Consider the following 20,296-nt stretch of genomic DNA (forward strand, 5'->3'; position numbering starts at 1 on the left):
GGCCTCTCTGGATAATATAACAGGCTCAGATTATTCATGGTCAGGATCGGTCGGTTCATTGAGCTTCAACGCGCTGGACCGCTTAATAACCCCCTTGCCTGTCTGAGTCTGTTTTCTCATTCCCTCAGTTCCCGCCTGGTTACCGCAGCTGGCCGGTCATATCATTAAGCATTTAACAACGCCATGCCCTTCCTGAGCGGCAATAAACCCTGAGCGGCAATAAATGCTATCTGACGGTTAATTCCTGTCGCGCCGCAAACGACTTGGCTCTGGATCTTGTCGTCCGTCATTACAAGCCAGGCGTAGCATCTCTTTTTCACTGAGGCGGGAGCTCTGTTTTGTCGTCGCATCGCAGCAAGAAAAACCATCATTGCCCTATGGCGATGTGCAACGGGAATTTAGCGCAGAGAGAAAACGACAACGGCACCGCGTACGGTGCCGTTTGCCTGCTCGCTTAGCTGTCAGGGAAGATAAACAGCAGGGCATGACGCTGCCGTTTCACCAGTCCCTTCCTGATAGCGAGGATCCGCATATTGCGGCGCGATTGGGCTTCCAGCCAGCGCGCTTTACGGCGATTCACCTGTCTCAGCATGCGCCAGCGCCCTACTTCCGTTCTACTACGCTTCATTGCAACGACTCTACGAGTGAAAACAGCCCCCATTATAAACCTCTGCCAGCAACTGACTACCGCTTTCGCTGCGTTTTTATTTGCCAGAAAAATACTGATGCGTAAACTCATCACATATCGTCATTCAAAAGGATTTTACATCTATGACAACCTTTTACACGGTGGTGAACTGGCTGGTCATTCTGGGGTACTGGCTGTTGATCGCCGGTGTAACATTACGAATTCTAATGAAACGCCGCGCTGTCCCGTCCGCCATGGCATGGTTGCTGATCATTTATATCCTGCCGCTGGTGGGGATCATCGCCTATCTCTCCTTTGGCGAGCTGCATCTCGGCAAGCGTCGGGCCGAGCGCGCCAGGGCGATGTGGCCCTCGACGGCCAAGTGGCTAAACGACCTCAAAGCCTGCAAACATATCTTCGCGGAAGATAACAGCCCGGTGGCCGAATCCCTGTTCAAGCTGTGCGAACGGCGTCAGGGCATTGGCGGCGTAAAAGGCAACCAGCTACAGCTGCTGACGGAATCTGACGACGTGATGCAGGCCCTGATCCGCGATATTCAGCTGGCCCGTCACAACATAGAGATGGTCTTTTATATCTGGCAGCCCGGCGGCATGGCCGACAGCGTCGCTGAATCGCTGATGGCCGCCGCTCGCCGCGGGGTTCACTGTCGGCTAATGCTCGACTCCGCGGGCAGCGTGGCCTTTTTCCGCAGCCCATGGGCGGCGATGATGCGTAACGCCGGTATTGAAGTCGTCGAAGCTCTTAAGGTTAACCTGATGCGCGTATTCCTGCGCCGGATGGACCTGCGTCAGCATCGTAAAATGGTGATGATCGATAACTATATCGCCTACACCGGCAGCATGAATATGGTCGATCCGCGCTACTTTAAACAGGACTCAGGAGTCGGACAGTGGATTGATCTAATGGCGCGAATGGAAGGCCCGGTGGCGACCTCGATGGGCATCGTCTACTCCTGCGACTGGGAAATAGAGACCGGCAAGCGCATTCTGCCGCCGCCGCCGGACGTCAATATCATGCCGTTCGAAGAGGCCAGCGGACATACTATTCACACGATCGCCTCCGGACCGGGCTTTCCGGAAGATCTGATTCATCAGGCTCTCCTCACCGCCGCCTATGCGGCGAAAGAGCATCTGATCATGACCACCCCCTACTTCGTACCCAGCGACGACCTGCTGCATGCGATCTGTACCGCCGCCCAGCGCGGCGTTGACGTGAGCATTATTTTACCGCGCAAGAACGATTCGCTGCTGGTAGGCTGGGCCAGCCGGGCCTTCTTCACCGAGCTGCTGGCGGCCGGGGTCAAAATCTATCAGTTTGAGGGCGGACTGTTGCATACCAAGAGCGTGCTGGTCGATGGCGAGCTAAGTCTGGTGGGGACCGTCAACCTGGATATGCGCAGCCTGTGGCTCAACTTCGAGATTACCCTGGTCATCGATGACGCCGGTTTCGGCAGCGATCTGGCGGCGGTTCAGGATGATTATATCTCGCGCTCGCGCCTGCTGGATGCCCGTCTCTGGTTAAAACGTCCGCTGTGGCAGCGGATCGCCGAGCGACTGTTTTACTTCTTCAGCCCGTTGCTGTAAAACGTGCCCATCAGATACCGAATGAGTAGCAATCATGGATATGGATTTAAACAACCGCCTGACCGAAGACGAAACGCTCGAGCAGGCTTACGATATCTTCCTCGAACTGGCGGCCGACAATCTCGACCCGGCGGACATCATTCTGTTTAACCTGCAGTTTGAGGAGCGCGGCGGCGCCGAACTGTTCGACCCTTCGGCAGACTGGGAAGAGCATGTGGATTACGATCTCAACCCGGATTTCTTCGCCGAAGTGGTGATTGGTCTGGCGGATACCGACGGCGGGGAAATCAATGATATCTTCGCCCGCGTTCTGCTGTGCCGCGAGAAAGATCATAAGCTGTGCCATATTCTGTGGCGTGAATAACCTTTAACATCCAGTAAAAAGCCTGCCGCGGTTCTCCCGGCAGGCTTTTTTATGTCGCCAGCTTACTTCGGCAAGGCATGACCGCAGGCATGGCAGAAACGGGCGTTATCGTCATGGTCGCCCTGCTGACACTGCGGACACAGGCGCTGCTGTCGTCGACGATTCAGGGCGCTGGTCATATGCGTGGTGATAAGTCCGGTCGGTATGGCAATAATGGAGTAGCCGATCAGGATAAGAATGGAGGCCAGGATGCGACCCAACGGCGTGTGCGGCGTGATGTCTCCGTAGCCGACGGTGGTGATGGTCACGATGGCCCAATAGACCGAGGCGTTAAGCGTGGTAAAGCCGTATTCCGGCCCCTCAATCAGATACATTAACGAGCCGAAAATCACCATCACAATGGCGATAAACGAATAAAACAGGATCAGCTGATGGCGCGCGCTGACAATCGCTCGCCAGAACACGTTGAGCGAAGGCATAAAGCGCAGTAGTTTGAGAATACGCAGCGCGCGGATCGCCCGCATTGCCCGCCAGGCGAATACATAATTGAGGCTAATTTCCGGCCATAGCCACATCACATACAGCGGTAAAATCGTCGCCAGGTCAATCAGCCCCCAAAAGCTGAAAATATAGTGGAGCGGATTGGGCCAGGTAGCGATACGCAGCAGGTATTCCAGGGTAAAGACCGCGGTCACCAGCAGCTCCAGCCAGACGAAAATATGCCATTCATCTAATGTCAGGTGATATTGCGTGCCCAGTCCCGACTCGATAAATATCACCAGTACGCTGAGCAGGGCGAAAAGTCCGCACAGCCCTTCAAAGCGGCGGCCGGAACGTCGGTTCTGATCGAAAAGTAAATGATAAAGCCGCAGACGAGCGGCAGAAAGCATACCCACTTCGTTAACCTCGCAAAAAAAAGGGCTGACCTGCGTCAGCCCCTGAGATTATAACGGGTCTACCTTAAGGCAAGAAACCGCATGGCGGAAACTGCCTTCCAGCACCGGGCGGGTTTTGGCGCACTCCGGTCCGGCAAGCGGACAGCGGGTGCGGAATACGCAGCCTGAGGGCGGATTAATCGGCGAGGGTAATTCGCCTTCCAGCAGTTGGATAGTTTTCGTTTTCTCGAGATCAGGATCGGGGATCGGCACCGCCGACATCAGCGCTTTGGTATAGGGATGCAGCGGATTATGGTACACCTCGTCGTAAGTCCCCAGCTCCACCGCATGGCCCAGATACATTACCAGAACCCGATCGGAGATATGCTTAACCACCGCCAGATCGTGAGCGATAAATATCAGCGATAGCCCCATCTCACGCTGCAGTTGCTGCAGCAGGTTGACGACCTGCGCCTGAATCGACACGTCAAGCGCGGAGACCGGCTCATCGCAGATAATCAGCTTTGGCTCAAGGATCAGCGCCCGCGCGATGCCGATACGCTGACACTGTCCGCCGGAGAACTCGTGCGGATAGCGGTTGATCAGGTTGGGCAGCAATCCAACTTTCATCATCATCGCTTTGACGCGATCGCGCACTTCCTGACGGGGCATCTTCGGATGATAGGTACGCAGCGGTTCGGCGATAATTTCTCCGATGGTCATGCGCGGGTTCAGCGAGGCCAGCGGATCCTGGAAGATCATCTGGATATCGCTGCGCACGTCGCGCCACTCTTCCTGCTTCATGCCCAGCAGATCTTTACCCAGCCAGGCCACTTTGCCATCGGTCGCTTTCACCAGACCAATAATGGCGCGGGCGAAGGTCGATTTGCCGCAGCCCGACTCCCCTACCACACCGAGGGTTTCCCCCTCGTAAAGGCGCAGCGTCACGCCATCCACCGCTTTCAGCGTTTTCGACGGCTGCCAGAACCACTGCTTGCCATCTTTGATATCGAAGTGCACCTTCAGGTCGGCAATTTCGAGCAGGACTTTTCGTTGTTCAGTTACGGCGTTCATAGCAGATCCCCCACCGGTTTAAAGCAGGCGCGCAGGCGGCCTGGCGCGAACGATTCCAGCGGCGGCGCGCTGCTGCACTGCTCCATGGCATGCGGGCAGCGCGGCTGGAATGGACAGCCTTTCGGCAATCGCAGCAGGTTCGGTGGGTTGCCGGGAATGGTCAACAACGCATCGCCTTCCGCATCCAGACGTGGAACCGCATTCAACAGCCCAATAGAGTATGGGTGCGACGGTTGATAGAAGACATCGCGCGCCTGACCGTACTCCATGGTGCGCCCGGCGTACATCACCAGCACTTTATCGCAGATCCCTGCCACCACTCCAAGGTCGTGGGTGATCATGATAATGGCCGTGTTGAATTCGCGTTTAAGCTCATTCAACAGCGTCATGATCTGCGCCTGCACGGTAACGTCCAGGGCAGTGGTCGGTTCATCCGCAATCAGCAGCCGGGGCCGGCACAGCAGCGCCATGGCAATCATCACGCGCTGACGCATGCCCCCGGAGAACTCGTGCGGGAACATTTTCATGCGCTTACGCGCTTCCGGCATTTTTACCGCGTCGAGCATCTTCACCGACTCTTCAAACGCTTCGGCTTTACTCAGCCCTTTATGCAGCATCAGGACTTCCATTAACTGCTCGCCCACCCGCATATAGGGGTTAAGAGAGGTCATCGGATCCTGGAAAATCATTGAGATTTGTTCAGCGCGCAGTTTGTTCAGCTCACGCTCGGGCAAATTGAGGATTTGCCGACCGTTAAAGGTGGCGGAACCCCCGATGCGACCGTTGGCCGCCAGCAGTCCCATCAGGGCGAAGGCGGTTTGCGATTTACCGGAGCCGGATTCGCCCACAATGCCGAGCGTCTCGCCCGCCTGCAGGGTGAAGTTCAGATCATTGACGGCGGTGACGTCGCCATCCGGCGTTTTAAAGGTGACGCGAAGATCTTTCACGTCCAGCAGTAGTCCGCTGTGGCTCTGCGCTTGCGGCGCTTTTGCCGTTTCAATCATGGTCATGGCAGCGCTCCTTAGCGGTCTTTCGGGTCGAGGGCATCACGCAGACCATCGCCGATAAAGTTGAAACAGAACAGGGTCACCACCAGGAAACCCGCCGGGAACAACAGTAGCCAGGGCGAAACTTCCATTGAGTTGGCGCCATCGCTGAGCAATGCCCCCCAGCTGCTGAGCGGCTCCTGCGTCCCCAGTCCCAGGAAACTGAGGAAGGATTCGAAGAGGATCATGCTGGGGACCAGCAGCGAGGCATACACCACCACCACCCCCAGCACGTTGGGGACGATATGGCGCAGCACGATGCTCGCCGTCGAGACCCCGCCGACCTGCGCGGCTTCGATAAACTCTTTGCGCTTCAGGCTCAGCGTCTGCCCGCGCACGATACGCGCCATATCCAGCCAGGACACCATGCCGATGGCGACAAAGATCAGCAGGATATTCTGACCAAAAAAGGTCACCAGCAGGATGACGAAGAACATAAACGGGAAGGAGTTGAGGATCTCCAGCAGACGCATCATCACCGAATCCACTTTGCCGCCGAGATAACCGGAGAGCGAACCGTACAGCGTGCCGAGGATCACCGCCACCAGCGCCGCCGCCACCCCGACCATCAGCGAAATGCGCCCGCCGATCGCTACGCGCACCAGCAGATCGCGCCCGGAGGAGTCGGTTCCGAAGTAGTGGCCGGAGGCCATATCCGGGGCATTGGACATCATGCCCCAGTCGGTATCGAAGTAGGAGAACGACGACACCATCGGCGCGAAGGTAACGAACAGCGCAATTAGCACCAGCATAATCAGGCTGGTCACCGCGGCGCGGTTATGCATAAAGCGGCGACGCGCGTCCTGCCAGAGGCTACGCCCCTCCACTTCCAGCTTCTCACTGAAGTTTTCCAGCGCCTCGCTATTTTTCTTACTTAACATCATGGCGAACTCCGGCTTCAGTAGCGAATCTTCGGATCGATAACGGCGTACAGCACGTCAACGATGGCGTTGAACAGGATAGTCAGGGCGCCAACGAGGATCGTCAGGCTGAGCACCAGCGAGTAGTCGCGGTTAAGCGCCCCGTTAACGAACAGCTGGCCGATCCCCGGCAGGCCGTAAATGGTTTCAATGACCATTGAGCCGGTGATGATGCCCACGAAAGCTGGCCCCATATAGGAGAGCACCGGCAGCAGCGCCGGCTTCAGCGCATGGCGCAGAATAATGCGACGCATCGGCAGCCCCTTCGCCCGCGCGGTGCGGATAAAGTTAGAGTGCAGCACTTCAATCATTGAGCCGCGAGTAATACGCGCGATGCTGGCGATATAGGCCAGGGAAAGCGCCACCATCGGCAGGATCATAAATTTCAGCGCCCCGCCGTTCCAGCCGCCGCCCGGCAGCCAGTGCAGGGTAATGGCAAAGATCATCACCAGCAGCGGCGCGACCACAAAGCTCGGAATAACCACGCCGGTCATGGCTACCCCCATCACCGCGTAGTCCCAGCGGGTATTTTGCTTCAGGGCGGCTATCACCCCGGCGGCAACGCCGATCACCACCGCCAGTAAAAAGGCGGCGAAGCCCAGTTTCGCTGAAACCGGGAAGCTGGCGGCCACCAGATCGTTGACGGAATAATCTTTGTATTTAAAAGAGGGACCAAAATCGCCATGCGCCAGCTGCTTCAGATAATTGAAGTACTGCGTCATGATAGGGTCGTTTAAATGGTATTTTGCTTCAATATTCGCCATGACTTCCGGCGGTAGCGTGCGTTCCCCGGTAAAAGGACTTCCCGGCGCCAGACGCATCATGAAGAATGAGATGGTGATAAGAATAAATAGCGTCGGAATCGCTTCCAGACAGCGACGTAAGATAAATTTTAACATTGCCCGTACCTTCTGGCGTGTGCCTTTGCACTGCTCTCAAATAAGACACGATGGAGCGAGCCGAGACCCGCTCCACGTATTGCCATTAATGTTTGATAACGTAGAGGTCTTTGGTATAGACGTTATCCATCGGGTCTTTACCGGTATAGCCACCGACCCACGGTTTCACCAGGCGGGCGTTAACGTAGTAATAGACCGGTACGATCGCGCTGTCTTTGTCCAGCTGCTGCTCTGCTTTCGCATAGGCCGCCGTGCGCTGCGCTTCATCGGATGCTTTTACGGATTCAGCCATAATCTTGTCGAACGCCGGGCTCTTATAGTGCGCGGTGTTCATTGAACTGTCAGAGAGCATGGTGTTCAGGAAAGAGGTTGGCTCGTTATAGTCGGCGCACCAGCCCGCACGCGCCACGTCATAGGTGCCCTGATGACGGGTATCGAGGAACGTTTTCCACTCCTGGTTGACCAGCTTCACGTCAATGCCCAGGTTTTTACGCCACAGCGAGGCGGCGGCAATCGCCAGCTTCTTGTGCAAATCAGAGGTGTTATACAGCAGGTTGAAGGTCAACGGTTTATCGGCGCTATAGCCGGCTTCGGCCAGCAGTTTCTTCGCTTCTTCGTTGCGTTTTTCCTGCGACCAGGTAAACCATTCCGGCTCGCTCAGCTTCGCGCCATCGGTATACGGTGGGGTGTAGCCGTAGGCCGGCAGATCGCCCTGTCCTTTCACCTTATTAGCAATAATATCGCGATCCAGACCCAGCTTCAGCGCGGTACGCACGCGCACGTCGGTGAACGGGGCCTTCTGGTTGTTGATTTCGTAATAATAGGTACACAGATAGGGGTCAACGTGCAGCTCGTTGGGGATCTCTTTTTTCAGCTTCTGGAAGAGTTCGATCGGCAGCTGGTTATAAGTCATGTCCAGTTCACCGCTGCGGTAGCGGTTAACATAGGTCACTTCGGAAGAGGTCGGCAGCCAGGTAACGGTGTTAATGACGGTTTTAGCATTATCCCAATAGTGCGGGTTACGCTCCATCACGATCCGCTCGTTGACCACCCAGTCTTTCAGAGTATACGCGCCGTTGGTAACGATATTGCCAGGCTGCGTCCACTTTTCGCCAAATTTTTCGATGGCCGGTTTGTAGACGGGAGACATCGCCGGGTTAACCAGCAGTTTATAAAAATAGGGTACCGGTTCGCTGAGGGTGACTTCCAGCGTGTGGTCGTCAATGGCTTTTACGCCCAGCTCGCTCGGCGCTTTCTTGCCGTCAATGATTTCGTCGACGTTAACGATATGACCATATTGCGGATAGCTGGCATAAGGAGAAGCTGTTTTCGGATCCACCAGACGCTGCCAGCTGTATACGAAGTCCTGGGCGGTAACCGGCTCGCCGTTAGACCATTTTGCATCTTTACGCAGATGGAAGGTCCAGACTTTAAAATCTTTATTATCCCAGCTCTCCGCCACGCCAGGGATCGGGTGGCCATCTTTCGGCGAAGTATTCAGCAAACCTTCGAACAGGTCGCGGCTAATATTGGCCTCTGGCACCCCTTCGATTTTATTTGGGTCCAGCGATTGCGGCTCGGCGCCGCTATTACGTACCAGGGTTTGCTTCTCTGCCAGCTGCACTCCAGCCGGGACATCCGCTGCCATTGCCATATTGCCGGCGATCAGTGCGGATAGCACTCCCGCGGCGATTAAACGCTTTTTAGTGATGATGGTCATTGTGTTGTAACTCCAGTCATTATAATTACTGGTTTTTTAACCAGCCTGTTTTTCCCGTTTTCGGGTTCTGTCCAACGCAGGAGTTTGCGATTGGCAGATTGCTATCACCGACTTATTTATTACGACCGCTCGAACGGCAGTCTTAACGTCGATTCGTTGCCCTCGCTGGAGGGTCGTTCTGGCGAAATGAGTTAATTAAAAATAATTCTCATTTGCGCACATAATTCAGCAGACGATAACGGCGGAAAGTACCAAAAGGTAAACACCTCCGCCAATGCAATTTGCAAATATGTTACCGAATTCTCTTTTATTGCCGGTTTTGCCAGCGTGACAGGCGTTTGCCATAAAACATCGATGTAAAAATATCGTTATTTATCAGTCAATTACGTTAATTTCATCAGCCGGCATACTGAGCAGCGACCGCAAGATGGTTTTTTGTACAAAAAATTAACAATAGATTACTTTTTAGCACATTCATCTGCCGCCTTGTTAAAATTACTAATATCATTTCGATGATCCGACAGCAAGTACCAGAGAATGATGTGAAGAAAATAACATCACAGGAGGGGGAGGCGTGAGGAGAATGTTAAGAGAAATATTTCATATCTTAATGAAAAACATGAAATTAATAGCGATATCGCAAAATATTATCCCTACCGCCAGCTCCGCGCTGGCTAATAGGTTTTGCTAATAATCGCGCAGGCGTGAAGCGAGACTCCCCGCCTGCTGGCGACGAACTAACTCAGCAGCCCTGGGAAAAGCGCTTTAATCCCGGTCACAATAAACTCAATGCCGAGGGCCATCAGCAACAGGCCCATAATACGGGTGATGACGTTGATTCCCGTCTGCCCCAGCAAACGGACCAGCCACGGCGCCATACGGAAAATCCCCCAGCAGCAGAGGGCAAATACCGCTATCGCCAGTGAGAACCCGACCAGATGCACCCAGGAGTGGTACCGGGTCCCCCAGACGATAGTTGAACTGATTGCCCCTGGCCCGGCCATTAATGGTAGCGCGAGAGGAACGACGCCGATGCTCTCCCGGACCGCCGTCTCCGACTTTTCCTGCTTGTTCTGCTTATCTTCGCCGAGCTTACCGCTGATCATCGACATCGCGATGGTCACCACCAGGATGCCGCCGGCGATACGGAAGGAGTCAATGGAGATACCGAAAATCTGCAGAATGCCATCGCCGAGGAACAGCGACGTCAGGAGGATGATCGCCACCGACAGGTTGGCGGTGAGGTTGGTCTTATTACGCACCGCAGCCGGCTGATAGCTGGTCATACTGATGAATACCGGAATAATGCCAACCGGGTTAACCAGGGCAAATAAGCCGATGAAAAACTTGAAATATGCAGAAAAATCGAACAGTGATTGAGTCACATTGGGCTCCGCAGCATCATCAAAATTGGCGGTTGACTGTTAACAGCATAAAATAACTGCGCGAAACATACGCTTTTTACCTGCAATATTCATTATAAATATGCATAACCCGGTGATATGTATCGAATGTTAGCCATTTGTATATTTAATGCTAATCGTTTTTTTAATTTCAAAACCCTCCCATCACACTTGATCGAACCGGTCAAAAAGCAGTCAGCTGAAAGGTATCAGCAGCGACAATACTTGATCTAAATCACGTAATTTGTACTCAGAAGTGAGTAATCTTGATGACACCAACAGAGTGGAAGGCAGCAGTACCTGAAAGCGAAAGAGATAAAGCTTTTTTAGTAAATCGGTGAAACAGCGCCCTGATTTTTCTACATAAACATTTACATGCAAGCTGTTAACGGCCTGTCTATAATGTCGAATCGAGCGACTGATTTACTAAAAAAGTTTAACATTATCAGGAGAGCATTATGGCTGTTACTAATATCGCTGAACTGAACGCGCTTGTTGAGCGTGTCAAGAAAGCCCAGCGTGAATATGCCAGTTTCACTCAAGAACAAGTCGACAAAATCTTCCGCGCCGCCGCTCTGGCCGCTGCAGATGCTCGAATCCCTCTCGCCAAAATGGCCGTAGCCGAATCCGGCATGGGCATCGTTGAAGACAAAGTGATCAAAAACCACTTTGCTTCCGAATACATTTACAACGCTTATAAAGACGAAAAAACCTGTGGCGTTCTGTCAGAAGACGACACCTTTGGCACCATCACTATTGCTGAGCCTATCGGCATTATCTGCGGTATCGTACCGACCACTAACCCGACTTCAACAGCCATTTTCAAATCGCTCATCAGTCTGAAAACGCGTAACGCCATCATTTTCTCTCCGCACCCGCGTGCAAAAGAAGCCACCAACAAAGCGGCTGATATCGTGCTGCAGGCTGCCATCGCGGCCGGCGCGCCGAAGGACCTGATTGGCTGGATCGATCAGCCGTCTGTAGAACTGTCTAACGCGCTTATGCATCACCCGGACATCAACCTGATCCTGGCGACCGGTGGTCCAGGCATGGTGAAAGCAGCATACAGCTCCGGTAAACCTGCTATCGGCGTCGGCGCCGGTAACACCCCGGTAGTCATTGATGAAACCGCCGACATCAAACGTGCCATAGCGTCCGTACTGATGTCTAAAACCTTCGATAACGGCGTGATCTGTGCTTCTGAGCAGTCCGTTGTGGTGGTTGATTCAGTCTATGACGCGGTTCGCGAACGTTTCGCCAGCCACGGCGGCTACCTGCTGCAGGGTAAAGAGCTGAAAGCCGTTCAGGACATTATCCTGAAAAATGGCGCGCTGAACGCGGCTATCGTTGGTCAGCCAGCGGCCAAAATCGCTGAACTGGCAGGCTTCACCGTGCCGGCCACCACCAAAATTCTGATTGGTGAAGTGACCAACGTTGACGAGAGCGAGCCGTTTGCTCACGAAAAACTGTCTCCGACGCTGGCTATGTACCGTGCAAAAGATTTCGAAGACGCGGTAGCCAAAGCAGAAAAACTGGTCGCCATGGGCGGTATCGGTCACACCTCTTGCCTGTACACCGACCAGGACAACCAGCCGGCTCGCGTGGCTTACTTCGGCCAAATGATGAAAACCGCGCGTATCCTGATCAACACCCCGGCTTCTCAGGGTGGTATCGGTGACCTGTACAACTTCAAACTCGCGCCTTCCCTGACTCTGGGTTGTGGTTCCTGGGGTGGTAACTCCATCTCTGAAAACGTTGGTCCGAAACACCTGATCAACAAGAAAACCGTTGCTAAGCGAGCTGAAAACATGTTGTGGCACAAACTTCCGAAATCTATCTACTTCCGTCGTGGCTCCCTGCCAATCGCACTGGATGAAGTGATTACCGATGGTCACAAACGCGCGCTGATCGTGACTGACCGCTTCCTGTTCAACAACGGCTATGCCGATCAGATCACTTCCGTACTGAAAGCTGCGGGTGTTGAGACGGAAGTCTTCTTCGAAGTTGAAGCTGACCCGACGCTGACCATCGTACGTAAAGGTGCCGACCTGGCGAACTCCTTTAAACCAGACGTGATCATCGCCCTGGGCGGCGGTTCCCCGATGGATGCGGCGAAAATCATGTGGGTCATGTACGAACATCCGGAAACCCACTTCGAAGAACTGGCGCTGCGCTTTATGGATATCCGTAAACGTATCTACAAGTTCCCGAAAATGGGCGTCAAAGCCAAGATGGTGGCGATCACTACCACTTCCGGTACCGGTTCTGAAGTTACGCCGTTCGCCGTGGTGACCGATGACGCGACCGGTCAGAAATACCCGCTGGCAGACTACGCGCTGACCCCGGATATGGCCATTGTCGATGCCAACCTGGTGATGGATATGCCGAAATCGCTGTGTGCGTTCGGTGGTCTGGATGCGGTGACTCACGCCCTGGAAGCTTACGTTTCCGTACTGGCTTCTGAGTTCTCTGACGGTCAGGCGCTGCAGGCGCTGAAACTGCTGAAAGAGTATCTGCCGGCTTCCTATCACGAAGGTTCCAAGAACCCGGTTGCCCGTGAGCGCGTACACAGTGCCGCGACTATCGCCGGTATCGCGTTCGCTAACGCCTTCCTCGGCGTGTGTCACTCGATGGCGCACAAACTGGGCTCCCAGTTCCATATTCCGCACGGTCTGGCCAACGCCCTGCTGATCTGCAACGTTATCCGCTATAACGCGAATGACAACCCGACCAAGCAGACCGCGTTCAGCCAGTACGACCGTCCGCAGGCTCGTCGTCGTTACGCTGAAATCGCCGATCACCTGGGCCTCTCCGCACCAGGCGACCGCACCGCAGCGAAAATCGAGAAACTGCTGGCATGGCTGGAAAGCATTAAAGCTGAGCTGGGTATTCCGAAATCTATCCGCGAAGCTGGCGTTCAGGAAGCTGACTTCCTGGCCCAGGTTGATAAACTGTCTGAAGATGCATTCGATGACCAGTGCACCGGCGCTAACCCGCGCTACCCGCTGATCTCCGAACTGAAACAGATCCTGCTGGATACCTACTACGGCCGCGAATTCGTCGAAGGCGAAGCCGGTGCGAAAGCCGAAGTTGCCCCGGTAAAGGCTGAGAAAAAAGCGAAAAAATCCGCTTAACCAACAGCGATAGCATCGCGACAAGCCCCGTCACCTGACGGGGCTTTTTTTATCCCCGCTATCAGCCATTCTTTATCGCCAGCTACGCCAACCTATAGCAGACATTAAAAAGGCGCCCACAGGCGCCTGTACGAGCTTCTGAGGGTATCAGCAGGGACGGTGCTGGTTTTGTACCTTGGTTAACGAACCGACGCTCAGCGCCTCTTTATAATGCTTACGGCAGACCGATACGTACCGCTCATTACCGCCGATGACGACCTGCTCACCCTCATTATAAGGACGCCCCTCCTGATCGAGGCGCAATACCATGCTGGCCTTGCGGCCGCAGAAGCAGATCGTTTTCAGCTCAACCAGCTTATCTGACCAGGCCAGTAAATACTGGCTGCCGGTAAAGAGCTCACCGCGAAAGTCCGTCCGCAACCCATAGCAAAGCACCGGAATATCCAGCGTATCGACAACTTCGGACAGCTCATGAACCTGTTCACGCGTCAGAAACTGGCTTTCATCCACCAGCACGCAGTGAATCGGCTTTAGCTGGTGCTCCGCCGCAATATCGTCAAATAACGAGGTCTGTGGATTATACAATCGGGCCGGCGAGGAGAGCCCGATACGTGAACTGACTTTTCCGGCGCCAAAGCGGTCATCAATCTCAGCGGTATAAACGACGGTACGCATCCCCCGCTCCTGGTAATTGTACGAAGATTGCAACAGAGCGGTCGACTTACCTGCATTCATTGCAGAGTAGTAGAAATAAAGTTGTGCCATCGGCTGCGTGACCCCAATCAAAGTGTTTTATCGCGGCGACGATTGTACCATATTTTATGCGCACAGCCGCGCTTTCAGCAGGGGTATTGTCGCGAAGCTGAAGGGCCTGCAAACCGAAAGGATTAAGAAGATGAATTGAATTTACAGGGCCACTATTTGTACGCCCCGTTACGCTACTGGCGCGGTAACCATTGTCTTTTCGTGCTTATAGACCGGTTGCCCAGGGGCTATAAGCAGGGCTGCCGGTTGTTTTATATTAAGCCTTGTAACCAAAAATGCGCTAATACTGACGAGGGTTATTTACCCATGTAAAGGATCATTTCTCTCACTGAACCTCTCAAAAAGCATACCGTCTCAATGTTTTAGCTTGCCTTCGCCTCATCGCTATAAGCGATGAAAGATGTGAAGCGGCACGGGAATTTTAACTTAAATTAATTAATTCTCGCGACAAATAACCAGTAATTTTGAATTCCTTACATTCCCCCCTATTGCACAACGCATTTTATCGCTCTATTATTAGTTCAACAAACCACCCCACAATATAAGTTTGAGATTACTACAATGAGCGAAGCACTTAAAATTTTGAACAACATCCGTACTCTTCGTGCGCAGGCAAGAGAATGCACCCTAGAAACGCTCGAAGAAATGCTGGAAAAATTAGAAGTCGTCGTTAACGAGCGCCGTGAAGAAGAAAACGCTGCCGCGGCAGAAATTGAAGAGCGTACGCGTAAGCTGCAGCAATACCGTGAAATGCTGATTGCTGACGGTATTGATCCGAATGAACTGCTGAGCACCATGGCTGCCGTTAAAGCCGGTACCAAAACCAAGCGTGCTGCACGTCCGGCTAAATATAGCTATGTTGACGAAAATGGTGAAACCAAAACCTGGACCGGTCAGGGCCGTACCCCGGCTGTGATCAAAAAAGCAATGGATGAGCAAGGTAAATCACTGGACGATTTCCTGATCTAATCTCCGTTGATCGCTATAAAAAATCCCGCTGCGGCGGGATTTTTTTTGCCCTCAGGGCCGATATAAAAAACCGGGAGTCGCAGATGCGCTCCCGGTTTGTGCTTTCAACCGCGCGGCGGATTACTTCGCTACCGCCGTTTCCAGCCAGGCTTTAAAATCGTCGCCCAGCGTTTTGTGACGAATACCATATTCGACAAACGCCTGCATGTAGCCAAGCTTATTACCGCAGTCATGGCTCTTGCCTTTCATATGATAAGCTTCAACCGTTTCTTTCTCGATCAGCATATCAATGGCGTCAGTCAGCTGAATTTCATCACCAGCGCCCGGAGGGGTTTTCGCCAGCAGCGGCCAGATATCGGCGCTGAGGACATAACGCCCCACCACCGCCAGGTTGGACGGCGCAACGTCAGCTTTTGGCTTCTCAACCACGCCCACCATCGGTACGCTTTCGCCCGGCTTCAGGGATTCGCCTTTGCAGTCAACCACGCCATAAGCGGTTACGTCTTCGACAGGTTCAACCATAATCTGGCTGGCGCCAGTCTCATCGAAGCGAGAGATCATCTCAGCGAGGTTATCGCGGCTCAGATCGGATTCATATTCATCCAGAATAACGTCTGGCAGAATAACCGCGACCGGCTCATCTCCCACTACCGGATGGGCGCACAGCACCGCGTGACCCAGACCTTTCGCCAGGCCCTGACGAACTTGCATAATAGTCACGTGCGGCGGGCAAATAGACTGCACTTCTTCCAGCAGCTGGCGTTTTACACGTTTTTCCAGCATCGCTTCCAGCTCAAAACTGGTATCGAAATGGTTTTCGATAGAGTTTTTCGACGAGTGCGTTACCAGAACAATTTCAGTAATTCCTGCAGCGATACATTCATTAACAACGTACTGAATTAACGGCTTATCTACCAGCGGCAGCATTTCTTTTGGAATCGCTTTGGTGGCCGGCAGCATCCTGGTGCCTAATCCCGCAACCGGGATAACCGCTTTTCTGACTTTAGAATTAAAGGCAGCCATTGAAATCTCCTGGACTGTTTGTTTTTTAAACTTCTCGTTACAAATAACGTGTCGAGTATATCAGTCAACCGCGTATTTACTGGTCTGAAAAGCTGCCGATAGCCTCGAATTAGGACTTTTACGCATAAAACTGCTCGATGTTACCACCGCTAAAGGGCAAGAGGTAATCCCGTCTGCTTAGATATAAACGCAATTGCTCATTCCGCAGACAACATTAAGCGTAAACGACCGCCAGCCCCCCAAATTTGGCACTGCCACGAGGTGCAGCGTTGGCTAATTTGGTTAAGATAAGCATCACCCAGCGTCCCCAAAGGAACGCCATTACTAATCTGAATTTGATGCTCCCCCGTATTCAGCGTGCCATTAAGTCCCGCTGACACCAGAATTAAATTTTTCAGCCCGCTGTGGTAATACCCTACTAACAGAGGGAACTGGCCCGGAAGATTTGCCTGACGCAGCAGTTGATTCACCTGTTTTAACAAACTTCCCATTTCTGGTAGCCGTTGTCCCTGGTGCGCCAGTTGCTCCTGCAGCAGACCATTAAACAACGCGCGCAGCAATAATGCTGCCAACACGCCATTATCGCCTGCGCGTGTGACATCCAGACAATAGAAAGCCAAATCATTTTCCGAAAGCGGCGCGATATCGAGTACCAGACCGGGCTTGTCTGCCGACACCAGTTGTCGATAATGAACGCGGCAGTGCGACATTTCCTGTTGCACCGGCGGCTGTAATTCCTGCAATAGTCTTGAAGCGGCGATGGGATTACTGACCAGCGCATCCCAGTCCTCAAATAAACGCTCTTCCTCTTCCACGCGCGAACTGAACATCGCGGGATAGAGACAGGCGTAAACGGTCTCGCGCAGGCGATCGAAATCTTTTACTGGCTTTAACAGCACGTCCTGGACGCCAAGTCGCAACGCTTTAGCTATATCTGCCATGTTTTCGGTGGCGGAGATCATCAGGATCGGTAACTGTTCGCCGCGGTTACGCAGCGTTTCCACCAGCTCCAGACCGTTCATTCTCGGCATAGAAATGTCGCAAATCATCAGGTCCGGATGCACCTCCGTCATTTTATGCAGGGCATCCTTGCCATCTTCCGCCTGGAAGGTTGTTGCTCCCAGCGAGGTCAGCCATCCATGCAAGAGTGAGCGGAAAACGGGTTCGTCTTCAACTATCAGAATCTGTTTTCCCGCCAATGGCTGCGTCATGATATCTCCCCTGGCTGACGATAATTCAATAGTGGCACGCTATTCTCACTATCGCCTGTCAGAATTTGCTTAAGTCAGTAACTCGTACGTCAAACGGCTGTACGCACTAATGGTAATAATTCATCCATTTTCTTTTCTACCGCCAGTTGCCCCGCGGCAATCGCCTCTCCGGCGCGATGAAAATCAAGCGTCGAAACTTGCGGACAGTATGGCTGCAACAGGATATCCGGCGGGTCACCCGCCATACGATTGCGTTTAAGACGGTTTTCCAGTACCTGGATAGATGTGGTCATGATCTCCATCGCCGTCGGCGTCACGGCCGTACGGCGGGAACTCATTCGCGTCAAGCGCGCGCGCAGACGAGTATGCCATGGCCCCTCCTTCTCTTCCGCTTCCTGCCGCGGCGTTTCAAGGGAGAACAAATCCTGCTGCATAAGATGGGCATCATGTTGCAGGTCGACGGCAATCACAATATCCGCTCCCATTGCCCGGGTGAGCGACACAGGAACCGGATTGACCACCGCGCCATCGACCAGCCAGTAACCATTATGCCTTACTGGCGACATTAACCCCGGCATACTGCAGGAGGCGCGAATGGCTAAATGTAGATCGCCTTCGGTAAACCACAGCTCCCTACCGGTGCTTAAATTGGTGGCAACAGCAGCAAACCGGCGCTCGCAGCGTTCAATCTCGGTGACGGGCATAATGCGGCGGTAATGATTGAATACCTTTTCCCCCCGCAGCAGTCCCCCCCTGCGCCAGGAGAGATCCATCAGCTTCAGGACATCCCAGTTGCTGAATGAGCAGACCCATGATTCGAGTGCCGGGAGTCGGTTACAGGCATACGCCGCCCCTACCAGCGAACCGATAGAACAACCGGCTACGATATCAATCTCAATACCGGCCCGCTGGAGGGCGTTGATGACGCCAATGTGCGACCATCCGCGAGCTGCTCCCGCACCTAGCGCCAGACCAATTTTAAGCTTTCTCATTAGTACTAATAACTATCCTTCCACTCTGAGCGTGGCAACATTGTCACGGCTCAGTTAACATAATGCCCTTTGGCGTAGAAGCGCCGTTACTCTTTCTTCCATGGAGGCAGTTTTGTCGCAATTATGCCCCTGTGGCAGCGCACTGGAGTATAGCTCATGTTGCCAGCGATATCTGTCCGGCGCTGAGCTTGCGCCGGGCCCGTCACAGCTTATGCGCTCCCGTTATAGCGCGTTCGTCATGAAAGACGCTGACTATCTAATCAAAACCTGGCACCCGTCCTGTCAGGCGCAGCAATTTCGCGCCGAGCTGGAGAAAGGGTTTTCCCAGACCGAATGGCTGGGCTTAACCCTGTTCGCCAGTGATGAGGGGCGAGCTCCAAATGAAGGTTTTGTCAGCTTTGTCGCCCGCTTTAATGACAATAACCGCCCTGGCGCCATTATTGAACGTTCCAGATTCTTAAAAGAAAATGGACAGTGGTACTATATCGACGGGACACGACCGCTGATTGGCCGTAACGACCCCTGCCCCTGCGGCTCAGGTAAAAAATTTAAAAAATGCTGCGGCCAGTAACGCTGGCGCAGCGCTTGCAAACATTACAGGATTTTCCTCGCGATGCATTCATTACAACGTAAAGTACTACGCACTATTTGCCCTGATCAGAAAGGCCTCATCGCGCGTATCACCAATATCTGCTACAAGCATGAACTCAACATTGTGCAGAACAATGAGTTTGTTGACCACCGTACCGGTCGTTTCTTTATGCGCACCGAACTGGAAGGCATTTTTAACGACGCTACTCTGCTGGCCGATCTCGACAGCGCCCTGCCTGAAGGCTCCATCCGCGAACTGAATCCGGCAGGCCGTCGCCGGGTGGTGATTCTGGTGACGAAAGAGGCGCACTGTCTGGGCGATCTGCTGATGAAAGCCAACTACGGCGGGCTGGATGTCGATATTGCCGCGGTTATCGGCAACCATGACACCCTGCGCTCGTTGGTGGAGCGCTTTGGTATTCCGTTTGAGCTGGTCAGCCATGAAGGACTGAGCCGCGAAGAACACGATCAGCGGATGGGCGATGCTATCGCCGCCCACGAACCGGATTACGTGGTGCTGGCCAAGTATATGCGCGTCCTGACGCCAGAATTTGTCGCCCGCTTCCCGAACAAAATCATCAATATCCACCATTCGTTTTTGCCGGCGTTTATCGGCGCCCGTCCCTATCATCAGGCCTATGAGCGCGGCGTGAAAATCATTGGCGCTACCGCCCACTACGTGAATGACAATCTGGATGAAGGCCCGATCATCATGCAGGACGTGATTCACGTCGATCATACTTATACCGCAGAAGATATGATGCGCGCTGGGCGCGATGTTGAAAAAAACGTCTTGAGCCGGGCGCTGTATCAGGTACTGGCGCAGCGCGTCTTCGTTTACGGTAACCGGACGATTATTCTTTAATCGACTGAGAAATGAATTGGTTAGCTTTACGGCGTTACGCGTAAAAATCAGGCAACCAGTTTATTTTTGTCAAACGAATGCTTTACAGGGGCGCATCATTTGGTATGATGCGCCCCGCTTCCCGAGAAGGAAGCAGGCCAGTACCAAGCATTACCCCGTGGTGGGGTTCCCGAGCGGCCAAAGGGAGCAGACTGTAAATCTGCCGTCATCGAC

Annotated in this window: 20 protein-coding genes; 7 read left to right on the top strand and 13 right to left on the bottom strand. The window is 53.5% G+C overall.

Annotated elements, in window-relative coordinates:
• Positions 1-454 precede the first annotated feature (454 nt).
• A complete protein-coding gene (locus RRF55_RS18440) occupies positions 455-628 on the bottom strand; it encodes a YciY family protein (RefSeq protein WP_004194006.1) in 174 nt (57 codons plus the stop codon).
• A 143-nt stretch (positions 629-771) separates the two neighbouring features.
• On the opposite strand from RRF55_RS18440, the gene cls reads away from it, so the two are divergent.
• The gene (gene cls / locus RRF55_RS18445) at positions 772-2,232 is read left to right on the top strand and encodes a cardiolipin synthase (protein WP_002910077.1); all 1,461 of its coding nucleotides are present in this window, start codon (positions 772-774) and stop codon (positions 2,230-2,232) included.
• 34 nt (positions 2,233-2,266) lie between these two features.
• On the top strand, positions 2,267-2,596 hold the full coding sequence (locus tag RRF55_RS18450; RefSeq protein WP_002910079.1) for an HI1450 family dsDNA-mimic protein: 330 nt from the start codon (positions 2,267-2,269) through the stop codon (positions 2,594-2,596).
• 62 nt (positions 2,597-2,658) lie between these two features.
• On the opposite strand, the gene RRF55_RS18455 is transcribed toward RRF55_RS18450, so the two are convergent.
• The 8 genes from RRF55_RS18455 to RRF55_RS18490 all read right to left on the bottom strand — a co-directional run bounded on the left by RRF55_RS18455 (position 2,659) and on the right by RRF55_RS18490 (position 10,914).
• Positions 2,659-3,486: an ion transporter gene (locus RRF55_RS18455; RefSeq protein WP_002910080.1), complete on the bottom strand. Its 828-nt coding sequence runs from the start codon at positions 3,484-3,486 to the stop codon at positions 2,659-2,661.
• Between the two features lie 54 nt (positions 3,487-3,540).
• Positions 3,541-4,545, bottom strand: coding sequence for a murein tripeptide/oligopeptide ABC transporter ATP-binding protein OppF (gene oppF / locus RRF55_RS18460; protein ID WP_002910083.1), 1,005 nt, complete (start codon positions 4,543-4,545; stop codon positions 3,541-3,543).
• Complete coding sequence (locus RRF55_RS18465) at positions 4,542-5,555, bottom strand: ABC transporter ATP-binding protein (protein ID WP_004151853.1); 1,014 nt, start codon at positions 5,553-5,555, stop codon at positions 4,542-4,544. The genes oppF and RRF55_RS18465 overlap by 4 nt, the downstream gene beginning before the upstream one ends.
• 11 nt (positions 5,556-5,566) lie before the next feature.
• Positions 5,567-6,475, bottom strand: a complete 909-nt coding sequence (gene oppC / locus RRF55_RS18470) for an oligopeptide ABC transporter permease OppC (RefSeq protein WP_004145396.1) — start codon at positions 6,473-6,475, stop codon at positions 5,567-5,569.
• A gap of 14 nt (positions 6,476-6,489) precedes the next feature.
• Positions 6,490-7,410 carry an oligopeptide ABC transporter permease OppB gene (gene oppB, locus RRF55_RS18475; protein ID WP_002910089.1) on the bottom strand — a complete coding sequence of 307 codons (921 nt, stop codon included), beginning with the start codon at positions 7,408-7,410 and terminating at the stop codon, positions 6,490-6,492.
• Positions 7,411-7,495: 85 nt separating this feature from the next.
• Positions 7,496-9,130 carry an oligopeptide ABC transporter substrate-binding protein OppA gene (gene oppA, locus RRF55_RS18480; protein WP_004148754.1) on the bottom strand — a complete coding sequence of 545 codons (1,635 nt, stop codon included), beginning with the start codon at positions 9,128-9,130 and terminating at the stop codon, positions 7,496-7,498.
• 737 nt (positions 9,131-9,867) lie between these two features.
• Positions 9,868-10,515: a YchE family NAAT transporter gene (locus RRF55_RS18485; RefSeq protein WP_002910095.1), complete on the bottom strand. Its 648-nt coding sequence runs from the start codon at positions 10,513-10,515 to the stop codon at positions 9,868-9,870.
• 213 nt (positions 10,516-10,728) lie between these two features.
• Positions 10,729-10,914 carry a hypothetical protein gene (locus tag RRF55_RS18490; protein WP_032103886.1) on the bottom strand — a complete coding sequence of 62 codons (186 nt, stop codon included), beginning with the start codon at positions 10,912-10,914 and terminating at the stop codon, positions 10,729-10,731.
• Positions 10,915-10,991: 77 nt separating this feature from the next.
• On the opposite strand from RRF55_RS18490, the gene adhE reads away from it, so the two are divergent.
• Entirely contained in the window at positions 10,992-13,667 is a 2,676-nt protein-coding gene (gene adhE, locus RRF55_RS18495) for a bifunctional acetaldehyde-CoA/alcohol dehydrogenase (RefSeq protein ID WP_439419153.1), read from the top strand.
• A 147-nt stretch (positions 13,668-13,814) separates the two neighbouring features.
• Here adhE and tdk read toward each other — a convergent pair whose 3' ends face one another.
• A complete protein-coding gene (gene tdk / locus RRF55_RS18500) occupies positions 13,815-14,432 on the bottom strand; it encodes a thymidine kinase (RefSeq protein WP_002910100.1) in 618 nt (205 codons plus the stop codon).
• Positions 14,433-14,439: 7 nt separating this feature from the next.
• Here tdk and RRF55_RS18505 point away from each other — a divergent pair, with 7 nt between their 5' ends.
• Together RRF55_RS18505 and hns are read left to right on the top strand one after the other, a co-directional pair.
• Positions 14,440-14,571, top strand: a complete 132-nt coding sequence (locus tag RRF55_RS18505; protein WP_004145401.1) for a hypothetical protein — start codon at positions 14,440-14,442, stop codon at positions 14,569-14,571.
• 422 nt (positions 14,572-14,993) lie between these two features.
• Positions 14,994-15,401, top strand: a complete 408-nt coding sequence (gene hns, locus RRF55_RS18510) for a histone-like nucleoid-structuring protein H-NS (RefSeq protein WP_002910103.1) — start codon at positions 14,994-14,996, stop codon at positions 15,399-15,401.
• 120 nt (positions 15,402-15,521) lie between these two features.
• On the opposite strand, the gene galU is transcribed toward hns, so the two are convergent.
• The 3 genes from galU to rssA form a co-directional block, all read right to left on the bottom strand.
• On the bottom strand, positions 15,522-16,424 hold the full coding sequence (gene galU / locus RRF55_RS18515) for a UTP--glucose-1-phosphate uridylyltransferase GalU (RefSeq protein ID WP_021313027.1): 903 nt from the start codon (positions 16,422-16,424) through the stop codon (positions 15,522-15,524).
• A gap of 197 nt (positions 16,425-16,621) precedes the next feature.
• The gene (rssB, locus tag RRF55_RS18520) at positions 16,622-17,635 is read right to left on the bottom strand and encodes a two-component system response regulator RssB (RefSeq protein ID WP_004175574.1); all 1,014 of its coding nucleotides are present in this window, start codon (positions 17,633-17,635) and stop codon (positions 16,622-16,624) included.
• A gap of 89 nt (positions 17,636-17,724) precedes the next feature.
• Positions 17,725-18,627 carry a patatin-like phospholipase RssA gene (gene rssA, locus RRF55_RS18525; RefSeq protein WP_002910108.1) on the bottom strand — a complete coding sequence of 301 codons (903 nt, stop codon included), beginning with the start codon at positions 18,625-18,627 and terminating at the stop codon, positions 17,725-17,727.
• Between the two features lie 112 nt (positions 18,628-18,739).
• Here rssA and RRF55_RS18530 point away from each other — a divergent pair, with 112 nt between their 5' ends.
• Positions 18,740-19,198 carry a YchJ family protein gene (locus RRF55_RS18530; RefSeq protein WP_002910109.1) on the top strand — a complete coding sequence of 153 codons (459 nt, stop codon included), beginning with the start codon at positions 18,740-18,742 and terminating at the stop codon, positions 19,196-19,198.
• Between the two features lie 42 nt (positions 19,199-19,240).
• Complete coding sequence (gene purU / locus RRF55_RS18535; RefSeq protein WP_004151854.1) at positions 19,241-20,083, top strand: formyltetrahydrofolate deformylase; 843 nt, start codon at positions 19,241-19,243, stop codon at positions 20,081-20,083.
• Positions 20,084-20,296: the final 213 nt, after the last annotated feature.

Origin of the sequence: Klebsiella sp. K47 (assembly GCF_051858335.1) — a bacterium.
GTDB lineage: Bacteria > Pseudomonadota > Gammaproteobacteria > Enterobacterales > Enterobacteriaceae > Klebsiella > Klebsiella pneumoniae.

What these genes read in the sequence shown, in the direction of transcription:
- RRF55_RS18465 (WP_004151853.1), bottom strand. Translation starts at nt 5,555, where the DNA reads ATGACCATGATTGAAACGGCAAAAGCGCCGCAAGCGCAGAGCCACAGC.
- rssB (WP_004175574.1), bottom strand. Translation starts at nt 17,635, where the DNA reads ATGACGCAGCCATTGGCGGGAAAACAGATTCTGATAGTTGAAGACGAA.
- RRF55_RS18440 (WP_004194006.1), bottom strand. Translation starts at nt 628, where the DNA reads ATGAAGCGTAGTAGAACGGAAGTAGGGCGCTGGCGCATGCTGAGACAG.
- oppA (WP_004148754.1), bottom strand. Translation starts at nt 9,130, where the DNA reads ATGACCATCATCACTAAAAAGCGTTTAATCGCCGCGGGAGTGCTATCC.
- rssA (WP_002910108.1), bottom strand. Translation starts at nt 18,627, where the DNA reads ATGAGAAAGCTTAAAATTGGTCTGGCGCTAGGTGCGGGAGCAGCTCGC.
- hns (WP_002910103.1), top strand. Translation starts at nt 14,994, where the DNA reads ATGAGCGAAGCACTTAAAATTTTGAACAACATCCGTACTCTTCGTGCG.
- RRF55_RS18450 (WP_002910079.1), top strand. Translation starts at nt 2,267, where the DNA reads ATGGATATGGATTTAAACAACCGCCTGACCGAAGACGAAACGCTCGAG.
- RRF55_RS18455 (WP_002910080.1), bottom strand. Translation starts at nt 3,486, where the DNA reads ATGCTTTCTGCCGCTCGTCTGCGGCTTTATCATTTACTTTTCGATCAG.
- oppB (WP_002910089.1), bottom strand. Translation starts at nt 7,410, where the DNA reads ATGTTAAAATTTATCTTACGTCGCTGTCTGGAAGCGATTCCGACGCTA.
- galU (WP_021313027.1), bottom strand. Translation starts at nt 16,424, where the DNA reads ATGGCTGCCTTTAATTCTAAAGTCAGAAAAGCGGTTATCCCGGTTGCG.
- oppC (WP_004145396.1), bottom strand. Translation starts at nt 6,475, where the DNA reads ATGATGTTAAGTAAGAAAAATAGCGAGGCGCTGGAAAACTTCAGTGAG.
- cls (WP_002910077.1), top strand. Translation starts at nt 772, where the DNA reads ATGACAACCTTTTACACGGTGGTGAACTGGCTGGTCATTCTGGGGTAC.
- tdk (WP_002910100.1), bottom strand. Translation starts at nt 14,432, where the DNA reads ATGGCACAACTTTATTTCTACTACTCTGCAATGAATGCAGGTAAGTCG.
- adhE (WP_439419153.1), top strand. Translation starts at nt 10,992, where the DNA reads ATGGCTGTTACTAATATCGCTGAACTGAACGCGCTTGTTGAGCGTGTC.
- oppF (WP_002910083.1), bottom strand. Translation starts at nt 4,545, where the DNA reads ATGAACGCCGTAACTGAACAACGAAAAGTCCTGCTCGAAATTGCCGAC.
- purU (WP_004151854.1), top strand. Translation starts at nt 19,241, where the DNA reads ATGCATTCATTACAACGTAAAGTACTACGCACTATTTGCCCTGATCAG.